This window comes from Nostoc sp. UHCC 0252 (assembly GCF_034931145.1).
In the GTDB taxonomy this organism is placed as follows: domain Bacteria; phylum Cyanobacteriota; class Cyanobacteriia; order Cyanobacteriales; family Nostocaceae; genus Nostoc.
Genome location: NZ_JAYGHE010000028.1, coordinates 69,861 through 83,716, shown reverse-complemented (window position 1 = coordinate 83,716; position 13,856 = coordinate 69,861). Strand labels below are relative to the sequence as shown.

General features: G+C 41.0%; 12 protein-coding genes. 5 read left to right on the top strand and 7 right to left on the bottom strand.

Translation table 11 applies throughout. From position 1 onward, the window contains the following. Positions 1 to 268: 268 nt before the first annotated feature. Together VB732_RS17270 and VB732_RS17265 are read right to left on the bottom strand one after the other, a co-directional pair. Positions 269 to 769, bottom strand: a complete 501-nt coding sequence (locus VB732_RS17270) for a fatty acid hydroxylase (protein WP_323232099.1) — start codon at positions 767 to 769, stop codon at positions 269 to 271. Positions 770 to 1,699: 930 nt separating this feature from the next. After that, positions 1,700 to 2,521: an IS4 family transposase gene (locus VB732_RS17265; protein WP_323232098.1), complete on the bottom strand. Its 822-nt coding sequence runs from the start codon at positions 2,519 to 2,521 to the stop codon at positions 1,700 to 1,702. A 419-nt stretch (positions 2,522 to 2,940) separates the two neighbouring features. On the opposite strand from VB732_RS17265, the gene VB732_RS17260 reads away from it, so the two are divergent. Then, positions 2,941 to 3,186, top strand: a complete 246-nt coding sequence (locus VB732_RS17260; RefSeq protein ID WP_323232096.1) for a hypothetical protein — start codon at positions 2,941 to 2,943, stop codon at positions 3,184 to 3,186. On the opposite strand, the gene VB732_RS17255 is transcribed toward VB732_RS17260, so the two are convergent. From VB732_RS17255 to pheT, 3 genes are all read right to left on the bottom strand, one after another. Further along, entirely contained in the window at positions 3,139 to 3,969 is an 831-nt protein-coding gene (locus VB732_RS17255; protein WP_323232095.1) for a Tab2/Atab2 family RNA-binding protein, read from the bottom strand. The genes VB732_RS17260 and VB732_RS17255 overlap by 48 nt on opposite strands. A 96-nt stretch (positions 3,970 to 4,065) precedes the next feature. Beyond that, complete coding sequence (locus VB732_RS17250) at positions 4,066 to 4,335, bottom strand: YciI family protein (protein ID WP_114082327.1); 270 nt, start codon at positions 4,333 to 4,335, stop codon at positions 4,066 to 4,068. Positions 4,336 to 4,456: 121 nt separating this feature from the next. Continuing rightward, complete coding sequence (gene pheT, locus VB732_RS17245; protein WP_323232093.1) at positions 4,457 to 6,904, bottom strand: phenylalanine--tRNA ligase subunit beta; 2,448 nt, start codon at positions 6,902 to 6,904, stop codon at positions 4,457 to 4,459. A gap of 60 nt (positions 6,905 to 6,964) precedes the next feature. Between pheT and VB732_RS17240 the strand changes: the two genes are divergently transcribed. Further along, the gene (locus VB732_RS17240; protein WP_323232092.1) at positions 6,965 to 7,114 is read left to right on the top strand and encodes a hypothetical protein; all 150 of its coding nucleotides are present in this window, start codon (positions 6,965 to 6,967) and stop codon (positions 7,112 to 7,114) included. Between the two features lie 293 nt (positions 7,115 to 7,407). On the opposite strand, the gene VB732_RS17235 is transcribed toward VB732_RS17240, so the two are convergent. Then, positions 7,408 to 7,620, bottom strand: coding sequence for a type II toxin-antitoxin system VapB family antitoxin (locus VB732_RS17235; RefSeq protein WP_323232090.1), 213 nt, complete (start codon positions 7,618 to 7,620; stop codon positions 7,408 to 7,410). 210 nt (positions 7,621 to 7,830) lie between these two features. Further along, the gene (locus VB732_RS17230; protein ID WP_323232089.1) at positions 7,831 to 9,216 is read right to left on the bottom strand and encodes a response regulator; all 1,386 of its coding nucleotides are present in this window, start codon (positions 9,214 to 9,216) and stop codon (positions 7,831 to 7,833) included. Positions 9,217 to 9,968: 752 nt separating this feature from the next. Here VB732_RS17230 and VB732_RS17225 point away from each other — a divergent pair. Genes VB732_RS17225 through VB732_RS17215 form a run of 3 tightly spaced genes read left to right on the top strand, consistent with a single transcriptional unit; the run spans position 9,969 to position 13,701 of the window. Next, on the top strand, positions 9,969 to 10,643 hold the full coding sequence (locus VB732_RS17225) for a vWA domain-containing protein (protein WP_094329203.1): 675 nt from the start codon (positions 9,969 to 9,971) through the stop codon (positions 10,641 to 10,643). 50 nt (positions 10,644 to 10,693) lie between these two features. Beyond that, positions 10,694 to 11,476: a PP2C family serine/threonine-protein phosphatase gene (locus tag VB732_RS17220; protein ID WP_323232088.1), complete on the top strand. Its 783-nt coding sequence runs from the start codon at positions 10,694 to 10,696 to the stop codon at positions 11,474 to 11,476. Between the two features lie 56 nt (positions 11,477 to 11,532). Then, on the top strand, positions 11,533 to 13,701 hold the full coding sequence (locus VB732_RS17215; protein ID WP_323232087.1) for a tetratricopeptide repeat protein: 2,169 nt from the start codon (positions 11,533 to 11,535) through the stop codon (positions 13,699 to 13,701). Positions 13,702 to 13,856: the final 155 nt, after the last annotated feature.

Genomic DNA, 13,856 nt, shown 5'->3' with positions numbered 1-13,856 from the left:
TTGCTTTTGGCTTTAGCAATTTTGATAATTTCAAAATTAGAAGTTTACTTAACTGGCATTTTAACTATTAATTTAGCATACTAGGTACTGAAGAACCATTAATAAAAGCTTGAAACAACCTATTTTTCGTAAATGCATACCATGATTAATTTGTGCAGCGCGTAAATCCTATATATTTTCAATAAAATATAAATAGCGTACCAAAAAAGCTGCGATCGCAGCTTTTTTTGGTACTTTCAAAAAGCATTGAGTTCAGCGATAGCTTCAGTTAAATCCGAGAGTAGCGAAAACGAATTCTGAGTAACCGAAGCCAGCGCAACCACATTTGTGCCGGTTGTTCAAAGAAGGTGAAAATATCACCGAAACCTAAATTAGTTTTGTGATGATGTAACCAGTGTCTCTCAGGAGTAGTAATAAATAAAATTTGGCATAAAATATTTACAGGCTTTGGAGTTTGCCAACCTAGTACACTTATGTGTCTCCACCATACATGAAACTGACCAAGCAGTAGTCCAGAAATAACGCCAATGGGAGAGAAAGACCACAAGACTACTGCTATGAGTACATAAGGCAAAGCTCCTAAGATACCATCTAAAAGAACCTGGGGATTAAAAGTCAAAATAGCGTAGTGGCGGAAGTCTTTTTTCCAGGAGTGGTGCGTTTTTAAATGAAGGCTACCAAAAACATGCTCGGGTAAGTGGTAAAGAAATGTAGATAGAAAATCACCAAAAAACAATAATAACCAAGCAACAGCGATAGCCTCAAGCATTTGTACTCCTCAAGAATAGTGAAGAAAATTCCACAGAAAATATCCAAATTTCATACTGTCGACGTAGACAGATGGTTTATGCTGTGCAAGCAGCATCTATGCTTCTCATGGGTCTACGCTCCAGTCAATTTGGCTCAGAGTTATATGGAATTGGATCAATTGCAGTTTCATAAATCTCCCATCCTTAATGCAGTAAACAGCAACTTGTAAGAACCTCCAGTTTGACTTCAAGCTCTGGGTTAATGGTAGTGATACTTCTAAAACCCGATGGACATACAGTATTTTATTACAGTTGCTACACAATCTTCTTACTAGGGGATACAGCGTAGGCAAAGATTGAGTTAAAGTTAGTACAAATTTAGGTTAAGGTTTTTCCACATTGTTAATTTCAAATTCATTGCAATTAACAAGACTGAAAAAGCGTTTTAAAAGTATACTATTGATGTATGAAATAATCTTATATACTTCTAACTATTCCTTAAAAGGGAGGACTTAGATTTCGGTTCTCCTTTTTTTAGGTGAGCTACTATGACTTTCTTCCAAAGAAAGGGAGCATATCGAAGAAAAGAGTTCTTTTCAAGTGAAAGCAGTGGCATGGTTTAGAGGATGTCTGAGAAGTATCAAATATTTCTTGATCCCCCCTAACCCCCCCTTTTGAAGCTATCCATTATAAACATCTTTCTTAATAGGAAGTTTGACAAAAGTAAGCAGTTATGTGGAGGAGGATAGACGGAAAAATCACCAGTGAGTGGAAAAAATGCCTATGAGAATGAACAGAATCGCAAATTCGGATCATTTTCTCACGTCTACCTCAGTGTAAAAAACTAAAAATAGGAAATGGAAGAGTAAAAACCGCCGACAAACTGACGACTTACTTAGAGAAATAATTAACTATTGAAAGACTGGGAAAGCAGCCAACCTTCAACCAGATCATGTAATCGACAAGGGTCCACGCCAGAGAACTTTTACGCCAGGAGAGCCATCGCTTTTGCGACGAAAAAACCCACCGAGTCGAGCAATCCAATTAACCACTTGAGTAAGAGTGGGTGGTGTAGTATGAGGATAAAGTTGATGATGAATAGTGGTACAGAGGACTTGCCACTCATGAGTTGCTAAAACTAGTTCACAACTAGCATCAGGCTGGAAACGAGCTAAGTAAGTTAGCCACAGCAAACGCCAAGCAACGATGCTGTAGGTAGCCAAAGCCATCTCGATTCTGTGGGCGGTTTCGAGTTGTAATTTCTCAATGCCACAGCCACTTTTTAAAACATAGTGATAACGTTCAATCAACCAGCGATAACTATACCATCGCACATACAGCTGAACATCTTCCAGACAGGTAATCTCTAAGGTAGTCAGCAGTAACCAGGTAATCGGCTCAATCTCTGGTGGTGGGTCAACTTCTGTGACTAAAATAGCCTGCAATCTCACCGGAGCTAGAAGTTCTGTTTTGGGGCGATTTTGCGGTGGTGCAATGGTAATTGTGGTACGACGAATCGTCAAGGTGGCTGTTCTTGGCAGTTGAGTAGCAGAGCGTTTCACCTCCACTGTTATTGTGCCAACAGACTCAACAGACTCCAAAGTTGACCATAAATGCTGCTCATTGTCAGCCAGACAGCGATTTTGAGTGGCTCGAATTAGAAAATCTGACCCAGGACGACGAGAACAAGCAAATATTTTGATTAACCGTTTGGTTCTTCTCGCGTCACCTAATTCGGTTCTTTCTAGTTCCTGTGTGATCCATTCTTCCATTTGCTGACTTGGTGATGCTTCCGGGTCTTACTATAGGAAATACACAATATTTAGCTTTTGTCAACTTTTCTGTGAAGAAAGATGTTTATAATGGATCTGACTTTTCCCGTTAAGTCTTGAAATGCTTACTGGCAAAGGCTTTAAAAAACAGCGCCGCATATACGGTACAGTAATTAAAATTCGGTGCTAAAGGTGACAAGCAATGTTGGACTGGTGGGAGAAAAATTTTGCGACTTGTGAGCTAGGCGATAAGCCTGACGGCATGGCTTCGCTTACCGCCGATTGAATGAGCGTGCAATGTCGATAGGTTATGCTCTAAGTTTGGGATTTGGCAAAGCACTGTCGGAAATTTTCAGCAGTGGAACTGTACTCAAGAGAGCCTATGAGTTTTTGCTAATCCAAAAGTGGAATTTTCAAGGGTGATAGAACCGCACTGCCAAATGACGGCGGAAACTGTTGCAGAATACGATGTAGTGCTGTGTGTCGGAGACACCACTTTTCTTGATTATGGCAATATTGCGGCTAAAAAAGAAGGTTACGGCCCAATTGGGAAGGGGGGTAACGGTTTAATATTATTTTCTAATAGTATAGCTTGTATTGATTGCCTCATCAGACTTCTAGCGATCGCCCTCCCGGAGAGTGACAGAAGAGGGATAATCTTCTGACTGCAATAACCAAAAGCCGCTATAAGTCATCCCAGAATCATCTGGTTGCACTAACAAAAAATGCAATCCTCGGCTTTGCTTTTTTCGTTGTTCAAATGTTTGGGCTGCTGTTGTAACTTCTGGATCTTCAAAAGTGGCAACAATCCACCTATCTACTAAGCCAGCTTCTAATATTAAGCCGTCTGGTGCGCCAGATATATAATTAAAGCCTACGGGACGGGCCTGCTGTAACCAGCGTGCTAGGCGCATCGATTGCCGTCCACCATAAATTACTACACCAGGGACAGGCACTGTTGACGCTAAACCCAAATTGATGGGTTTGAGATGTTCTGGGATGTGCAAAATGGGAATGGGGCGATCGCTAAAACTGGTTTCCACATCACTAGCAGCCAGAGTCGCAAATCGCCATTGTTCTCCCCAAAGGTTCTCTGGTAATGGTACTGGGGGTGGTTTATCCAGCGTTGAGGGATATTGCTTTTCTTGTAACCACTGCTTCAGTGCCAAAGTGTGGCGGGTAGGTTCGACATTTATGCTTAAATTGCGTCCCGCCGCCTCAATTAAGCTTAGAGACTGCGGACGAAACACCTGAATCACATCTGGCAATTTTTCACTAGCCGCTAACTCAAGTTGATCTGCAACCCAACTCGAATTTGCTGCTGACTGAAGACAGGTAGCTTCGTACTCAAAGCTGCGAGTTGCATCACAAATTAACAACTCCCATAAAATTTGTCCCGATGCATCTTGTGAAGGACGACGATAAAAATCAACCTGCCAAATTTTCATAAATTGGGAATGGGGAATGGGGAATTGGGAATAGGGAATGGGGAATTGGGAATAGGAAGGAGAATTATAATCAATACCCTATGCCCTATGCCCAATTTATAAAGCCTGAATCCATTCTTTGACAGAATATTCAGTCCAGATGCCATTTTTCCAGTAGGGATCGTTTTCGATCAACTGGCGCACAGTGGCTTCGTCTTCGGCTTCGTAAATTCCAAAAACTTTCGTGACATCTTTGGTAGGGCCAATAGTAATCAGCACACCAGATTCTTTTTGTTTTGCTAATCCGTCTAAATGAGCTTCACGGTGGGGGGCGCGTTTTTCAAGAACGTCTTCGCAGTAAGTTCCCCAGAGTACATATTTAGGCATGGTTAATCAATTAAAAATTTAAAATCTCAGTTTATAGGTTACAGGGTAAAGGTTACAGGGAATAGTTTTTCTTTGCTGTACCCTGTCACCTTTAACCTGTAACCTTTTCCCGTATTTACTCCTAACTTCTCAAGTTCACGCCAAATTTTTCCACCAAGGCTTCGCGGACTTTATTGTGGACTGGTTCAACTTCAGCCTCAGTAAGAGTGCGATCGCTAGCTCGATAAATTAAGCGGAATGCTAAACTCCTCTGTCCTTCGGGGACATTTTCGCCGCGATATTCATCAAATAATTCCACAGATTCGAGCAAATCTTTACCCGCTTTGGTAATTACTTTTTCAATTTCGGAAACTGAGATTTTCACGGGTGCGAAAAAGGCGATGTCGCGATCGCTAGCTGGATAGGTAGAATAGGGCTGGAATATTGGCACAAGAACTTCATCTTGTCCTAAAGATTCTAAAAGCACATCTAAATCCAACTGGAAAACATAAACGGAATCTGGTAAACCTTTTTCTCGCCGCAGTTGGGGATGGAGTTGTCCAAAAATACCCAGTCTGTTACCCCGAATCCACAAAGAAGCGGTGCGTCCTGGATGTAAACGATGATCTCGGCAATCGGGTTGGAATTCTACCTGTAAGGTAAGTTGCCGAAATACACTTTCTAAAATGCCTTTGGCTTCAAACCAAGTGATGGGTTCTTCGCGTCCACTTTTTGACCATTTGCCAATGGTGCGATCGCCTCCTATAATCCCAGCTAAGGCTTCTGTTTCTTGCAAACCGTCTTCTTCTCGCCAGAAAATTTTTCCGATTTCAAAGCCGTTCAGCGCCCCATTACCCTGTTCTAAATTGTATTGAAAGGCATCAATCAACCCAGATAACAAATCGTTTCGTAGCGCTGAATATTCGGCAAATAAGGGGTTTGACAGTACTATCTGTCTGTCTTCTCCTGGTTTGACTAAAGAATAATGAATTAATTCTGTCAACCCTTCAGCCCGGAGGAAAGCTCGTAACTTGCGAATCAGTTCCTCATCTAAAGACAGATAACCACCTTCGGCTCTTTCTGGTAAGGTATCACAGAATCTGTTGTAACCATAGAGACGGGCGATTTCTTCAATTAAATCGATTTCTCGCTCTAAGTCGCGGTAACGATAGGGTGGGACGGAAACTGACCATGTAGGTTGATTGCTATCTTCACCTGAAGAAGTCAACTTACATCCTAATGCAGTTAGGATGCGTTCAACATCTTGTCCTTGAAGTTCACCTGTGTCTTCTCCTAAATCGATTGGCCCTAATATTTGATTAACTCGATCTAAGCGCAGTGCGATCGAACGACTCCAGGTAGAAGGATCGGGGCGGGTGTCGGCAATTTCCTGCTGGACAAGAATTCCACTAGCCAATTCACTAATTAAGGATAAAGCGCGACGATTAGCTATTTCCAACTCAGCACTGTTAACTCCCCGTTCATATCTGCCAGAAGCCTCACTTCTTAACCCTGCACTGCGGGAAGAACGGCGAATTGCCACAGAATCAAATAAAGCTGCTTCTAAAACTAGGCTTTGAGTCCCTTCATGGACTTCCGTTTCTTCTCCACCCATGACTCCCGCCAATGCAACAGGTTTGTCGTTAGCGGTAATTAACAAATTTTGGGTTGAGAGGGTGCGAGTTTGCCCATCTAGGGTTTTGAGGGATTCTCCAGCATTGGCGAAGCGGACACCGATGGTTAAATTTTCGCTACTTGCAACTGATTTTAAGCGATCGCAGTCAAAGGCGTGTAATGGTTGTCCCCATTCCAATAAAACGTAGTTAGTAATATCCACAACATTACTGATAGGACGTACCCCAGCCGCCCGCAAACGCTGTTGCAACCATTCGGGAGATGGAGCAATTTTCACCTGTTCAATTACCGTACCGATGTATGCAGGACAAGCTTGGGTATCGGCAATTTTTAAAGCTAAATTTCCCGAACTTTTACTAATAGAAACTTCGCCAGGTTCAGGAATACTCAACTTTCCACCAGTTAAAGCTGCAACTTCCCTTGCTACGCCTACCATACTCAGAGCATCAGCGCGATTAGCAGTTGCCGTTAAGTCTAAAATTACATCATCTAAACCCAACAACGGCCGCACATCACTACCCAATGGCAAATTTTCCTGGGTAAAAATATGAATTCCGTCTACATCGGTGGGCAAACCGAGTTCTTTTAAAGAACAAATCATGCCCTGAGAAGGGACACCACGGAGTTTTGCAGGTTTAATTTTTAAATCGATGTTGGGTAAGTAAGTACCCGTAGTTGCTACCGGCACATAGATATTTGCCTTCACATTGGCAGCGCCACAGACAATATTTAAAGTTTCACCTGCACCGATATCGACTTGGCAAACACTTAATTTATCAGCGTTGGGGTGGGGTTGACGCTCAAGCACTTTCCCTACAACCACGCCATTTGCCCAAGTGCGGCGATCTTCAATATCTTCTACCTCAAACCCCGCCATTGTCAAGGTTTCGGCTAATTCTTCTGGACTAAGTTTTATCTCTACTAGTTCGCGCAGCCAATTTAGAGAAATACGCATGGAGTGTGCTTGTTTTAGGAATCGTCTTTTGTTCTTATTTTAGGGTGCAAGAAGCGATCGATGGCTACTCATCCTGCTAGGCGTACCCTTTTACTTGAACAATCCTACTACGTTAGACTGGCGCAACAGTATCGCTTTTTTACTTTATTTTTACATTTTGTGCGATCGCTTCTAGTAAGCCGCGACACTTCTAGATTAAAAATTATGTAGCTGCTTGTGAATGCAGATCACTCTGTTCCACCTAATCCAATATGGTTTAGTTAAGGGCTACTGGCAAAAATTTTGGGTTTTCGAGACGCGATAAATCGCCGTCTCTACAAGTGTTTTGATCTTATCTGAACAATCCCAAATATTGGAATTTTCTACGATTTATGTGTGCGAGGAAGTAACCTACTACAAACAATTGAACATGGAAAATCAGGTTTTTTTAACCCACGGAGGTGGGTTTTGTCTGTGTAGCCGCGACTTCTAGTCGCCAGGGCTTTTAAAACATCCTCTGAGAGCTAAAGACCAGACTGAAGTATCCGACGCTGTTGCTTGTAGTCATAATCATCGTCATATTCAATCATGCCAAATAGCTCCAGAATTTTCAGTTGTTTTCGACGTTGCACATACTCTCGTAATGCCTCTTCAACAACCGCATCCTTAGTTGGATGACCACCAAGTTCGAGAGCTTCCTTAATTAAGTTTTCGTCAATTTCTAAATTAGTAGCCATGTACTGACTCTTTTAATTACGAATTACCTTTCTCACTTTACAAGAGATTCGAGTGTATTTAGTAATTACTGTTTAGTAAAAGGTTTATAGCGTTTCCTAGTCTGCTGAGGTACAAATCTCTGCGTACCTCTGCGCTTTACTTCGCGTCCCTTTGCGTTTCAAAATATTATCTGTACCTCACGTAATTGGGAATCGCTATAGTTAAATAAACTAAGTTAAATGCATGAATATTATTTTCAGTAATTCGGCGCGAGTAAACGGTTTAGTTAGATAACCCGATGCTCCGACCAATTTCGCTTTTACTTTATCTACAATTCCTTTACTCCCAGTAACAAAAATGATTGGAGTCTTTTGAAATATTGAATTATTTCGTATAATCCGGCACAACTCATAACCATCAATTCCTAGCATGTTTAAATCCAACAGAATTAAATCTGGTTTATGCCTTATAATTGACAAAACAGCTTTTACTGGATCGTTAATCGTCACTACAGAAAAATTTTCATTTTCTAAGAAATAACTAATTTCTTTAAGAATTGTCGGGCTATCATCAACAGAAACAATTTTGTGAACTTTTTGTGCCGTGACAGTAGCAGCCGTTACTCTTTGAGAATCAGGATTTATGTTATTTGATATTGTTGGTTCCTGAAAATTTTCTTTTGGAGGTTCATAAATCCGTGGTAATTGTGGAACAGGAGCTATATTTTTCTCAAAAATATTTGGGTAAGAGTTGACGGTAGTATTTAGCTCTTGCTTGATATCAACTTTCTCTGTAATCAATTTTGCCAAAGGCGATTGCTCTTCAAATATCTTTGGTAATTTATCATAAGGTGGATCGGGTTCATGCAAAACGATCGCGCCTTTAAGTATGTAAGGGTATAAAGTGTGAGCTAGTTGGATTTCATCTTGATTTAAAATTGTCGCTAGATGACACAGGCTGAAACCCTTCATCCAATCAGTTAAATCTGGCTGAAGTTTTGGTAAATCTTTTTCCTCAATTTTGCTGTTCATCAACAGATATGGACGTTGATATGGAGAAGAAATTTGTGGAACAAAAGCCTGCCAATTTTGCAACCTTAGTTGGCAACGTTCTAGAATTTTTTCGACATCTAGCCGACAAATTCTTGGCATTCTATCGATAGGTTCTGTTAATTCATAAGTACCTTCTCTGATGAGCAAAAATGATTCAATCACCTCTTTAACTAATTCTTGAATCAGTACTGCTGCTTGTGTAGAATGTAGATGTTGCTGACTAACAAGCCAGGATATTGCCTGATACTCAGGAGGGTGGTTTCTAGAGTTGCTGTCATCTTCGATTAACTGAGTATGGGAGTCAGGTTCAAACATCAGACGGACTTGAACACGAACCTCGTTAGTAAGCAGAGGAATTTGGTGGCTGAGGCGGCGCAAATGGCGTTCTAGTCGATCAAAAGGTTCTACTGAATGGGTTGCGTAAGTTATTTTGCCCTGTTCTAAGTAAATTGACCAACAAATTGAGTTACTTAATGCTTGTAAACAAGTACTATCAAAGCAATTGGATAACTGTCTTAACAAACTTAAAGGACGTAGTTTGGTGAATGCACCTGAGTTATTCATATTTTTCAAGTTTTTTTGCGGAATCAACAACCGAACATTTGTAGATTGAAAATATCAGCGATGAAGTATCTGTAATATTTATCTACACACAAGTTATTCCTTTTAATGGATGTATATATTTTAAAAAATATAAGTTTTATAACTTATTTGTTACATTTGGTAAGTTTTTACTTAACTTCTCTCAAAGAATAACTAAATAAATGGGGATGAGTAAAGATCAGCATTTACCATAGCTAAATTATCATTACATATTGGTTAATGCTGGATTTTACCAACTCTTGACGAATATTCTTTAAGACTTTAACAATGATGTTTATTTCTGCCCACTCATTTAAAGGGGAAAATTTGATCCCCCGTTCACGCAGTTACACTGGTATACTTCTAGAGTTAACGATTTTAATTATGGTTAATAATGTTTCTGTAAAGGAAGAATTCTTCTACATAAAATCTTTAAAAAGTTATAGAGGAAAGTCTACGTATTTATTGTACTGTAGGTTTAATGGATATAAATTTTTGGTAGATACATTACAACAGGTAAGGCTGAGTTTTGATAAACTATTTTTTGCTAAACTAAAATCTACTCAAGTTCTTCTTAAATATATAGAGAACTTCATGAAAATAATTTGTTTAATAAAGATTAGAGCATCTACCACTAGGTACTATATTCTGTCTGTAGTCGCATCGGCGATTGAAATTATATACTCTGACAAAAGGGAAATAAAGCTTTGAACTTTAACATAACACAAAAAGTTATGCACGATACATTAAGACTTGATGAAGTCGTAGAATTTGCTGAGAACCCAGAACCGCGTTGTCCTTGTGTACTTTTACTAGACACGTCTGGCTCGATGCAAGGAGATCCCATTGAAGCTTTGAATCAAGGTTTACTCAGTCTAAAGGATGAATTAGTCAAAAATTCCTTAGCTGCTAGACGGGTAGAAGTGGCGATCGTCACTTTTGATAGTAATGTCAATGTAGTACAAGACTTTGTGACTGCCGATCAATTCAATCCACCAATTTTAACAGCACAGGGGTTGACTACAATGGGTGCTGGAATTCATAAAGCTTTGGACATAATTCAAGAGCGAAAATCTCAGTATCGCACCAATGGGATTGCTTACTATCGTCCTTGGGTATTCATGATTACTGATGGTGAACCGCAAGGCGAGTTAGAGAATGTGGTAGAGCAAGCATCTCAACGCTTACAGGGAGATGAAGCAAATAAGCGCGTAGCTTTTTTTACAGTGGGTGTAGAAAATGCGAATATGACGCGTTTAAATCAAATAACTGTGCGTACACCTTTGAAGCTCAAAGGACTGAATTTTATCGAGATGTTTGTCTGGCTGTCAACTAGTATGTCAGCTGTTTCTCACTCGCAAGTAGACGAACAGGTGGCACTACCGCCGATTGGTTGGGGGACTGTTTAATTAAAAATCACAGCTTGATGTTGACGCAGCTAGCTGTTGAAAAAAAATCTATGAATATATCAAAACAGATTGCTCAATGGCGGATAGTGGCTGCATCTGTATGTGGTACAAGTCACTTAAAAAACAAGCAGTTATGTCAGGATGCTCATCACTGGCAAATATTATCAGATAATGTTTTAGTGGCGGCCGCAGCAGATGGGGCGGGTTCTGCTAGCCTGGGGAAAGTGGGAGCGATGATTGCTGTGGAGACAGCAATAGAAAACATTTCTAGCAAGGGAATCACCCGAACAATTTTGAGTGATGATGCTTACGTGCGATCGCTCTTAAATGATGCCATATTAGCCGCCAAAAAAGCTGTGGAGGCGGAAGCGGCTACTTGTGACAAACAACTTCAAGATTTAGCAACTACCTTAATTATGATGGTTGCCACACCAGAAGTTGTAGCTGTAGTGCAAATAGGCGATGGTTTAGCAGTGGCAAAAGATAGCACGGGCAACCTTGTGGCACTGACTATACCTGATAGCGGCGAATACATTAACGAAACCACATTTTTAACTTCGCCTACAGCCTTAGATACAGCGCAGATCAGATTATGGCGTACAGAGATAGTTAATGTTGGTATCATCACCGACGGACTACAAATGCTAGCTTTAAATATGGTTGTTGGTGAACCTCACAAACCTTTCTTTTTTCCGTTATTTGAATTTGTAGCCAGTACCGAAGATAAGACAGAAGCAAAGGAGCAGCTAGTAAAGTTTTTACGCTCAGACCGAATTACACAACGCACTGATGATGATTTGACACTCATTATAGCTGCATTCAACAACTCATGAGCAATCGATTTACAGGTTTCACATCTTAAATAACTTCCGTTAGCGGTAATTTCATTATGCAGGTACTACGTTGTTCCCCTAGAAAAGAAATCCTCAGCCTCAATGTCAGCTTGGGGCGTGGCGGTGAAGCTTGTGTTTATGCAGTGCCATCCGATAATAACTTGGTGGCAAAGATTTATCACAAGCCAACTACAGCCCATGCTGATAAATTACAGGCGATGCTTGCCAACCCGCCAGAAAACCCTACGGCTAGTTTGGGGCATATCTCTATCGCTTGGCCAGAGGATTTATTACGGGCAGCAGATGGCAAAAATCCCATCCTGGGCTTTTTGATGCCACGGATTGAGGGGATGCGTCCAATCATCGACTTTTACAACCCCAGAACCCGTCGCCAACACTGTCCCCTATTCAACTATCAGTACCTGCTCCGCACGGCTCGTAACTTAGCGGCAGCTTTTGCAGCTTTGCACGCTAGTGGATATTGTATAGGTGATGTGAACGAGTCAAATATCCTTGTCAGTGATACTGCGCTGGTGACTTTGATAGATACAGACTCTTTCCAAGTACTCGACCCCAACAGCAATGTTGTTTATCGCTGCCCAGTCGGGAAACCAGAGTTTACGCCACCAGAACTACAGAATAAAACTTTTGCCCAACACGATCGCGAAATTTCTCACGATTTATTTGGGTTAGCAGTGCTGGTATTCCAACTTTTAATGGAAGGCACTCACCCATTTTCGGGGATTTTTCAAGGCGCTATTGAACCACCGCCCTACGAAGCCCGTATTGCATCGGGTCATTTTACTTACAGCCAAAAGCGGTACGTACCCTACCTACCTACCCCCATTGCACCCCCTTGGGAAATTCTTCATCCCAGCCTACAAGAATTATTTGTCCGTTGTTTTGAAGAGGGTCACAGCAACCCACAATTGCGCCCCAGCGCCCAGACTTGGCTCTCAGCAATTGCGGAAGCTGAAGATTCCCTAATTACCTGTACTACAAATCCTCAGCATCGCTACAACAACCACATGCGTAGTTGTCCGTGGTGTGAACGTACCGTGCGCTTAGGCGGACGCGACCCCTTCCCATCACATCGGGCTATAGAAGCTAGAGAACATCTCCAACCTCGAATCAAAGCGAAAAAGCGCTACACTCAAACACCGCATTTTCCACAGCGAAGTATGTCACCGCACTTAGCTAATTACTGGCAGCCAGTAATGACCCCAAGCGGTTCATCTTATAAACGTTCCAAAAAGTCAAAATTGTACCCGGTTATTTGTTGCTTACTGGGTTTTGGTTTATTGGGATATGCGGACGTAATGATTAAATTTACTCAGCCGTTAGTTTCCCAAAATGCTTACACTCAACAAACATTAAAGTCTCGTCAGACAGTTAACAAACTCAGCTTCGCTGATTACTATCAACAGGGTTATACTGCTTACAAAGACCGAGACTATGAAAGAGCAATTGCCAGTTTTACCGAAGCAATTGAGCAAGAACCTACACATGCTAGAGCAGTTGTAAATCGTGGCAATGCCCGCTATAACCTGAAAGACTACGAAGGAGCAGTTGCAGATTATAGCCAAGCTCTCAGAATCAATCCCAATCAAATCAAAGCTTTGGTGAATCGGGGTAATGCCCGCTATATGCTTGGCGAATATAGCAACGATCCTGATACAGAGTATCACCTAGCGATCGCAGACTACAATCGGGCGCTCGATCTGGATAAGAATGAAGTTGAAGCTCATATCAGACGGGGGATTGTCCGCACCCAAATGGCTAAATATAGCGGTGAATCTCAACAAGATTACAAAAAAGCCATAACAGATTTTACTCTGGCGATAAAGCTGAATATATCCAAAGCAGAAGCTTACTTTCAGCGAGGCGTTGTTTATTATCAAATTGCCCAATATAGCAGCAATTATGAACAACAATATAAACTAGCGATCGCCGATCTTAACCAAGCATTAGCAATTAGCCCCAAACTAGCAAAAGCGTATCTCAAACGAGGTATGGTTCGTTATGAGCTAGCACAATATGGTGGTAGTGAATCTAAGAACAACCAAACGAAAGCGATCGAAGATGTACAGGCATCTGCCAAAATGTTTCTTGAGCAAGATGATATGGACAATTATCAGCAAGCACTCAGCAACTTATGTGTCGTCGTAGAAAACAAATGCGATCCTTTATTTCAAAGCTCAAGTAATCTAGATAAAACCAACTAAAAATAAAGTAAGTTTTATTACTTACATATTATTAGTTTTGAGTGAATAAACCAAGCCTGACTAGGGTTAGCACAAGCTAATCCTAGTTATTTTTTTAGCAGCATTTTTTTATTTAATTAAATAATTGATATCGTGTCCGGCAAATTACTTATAAT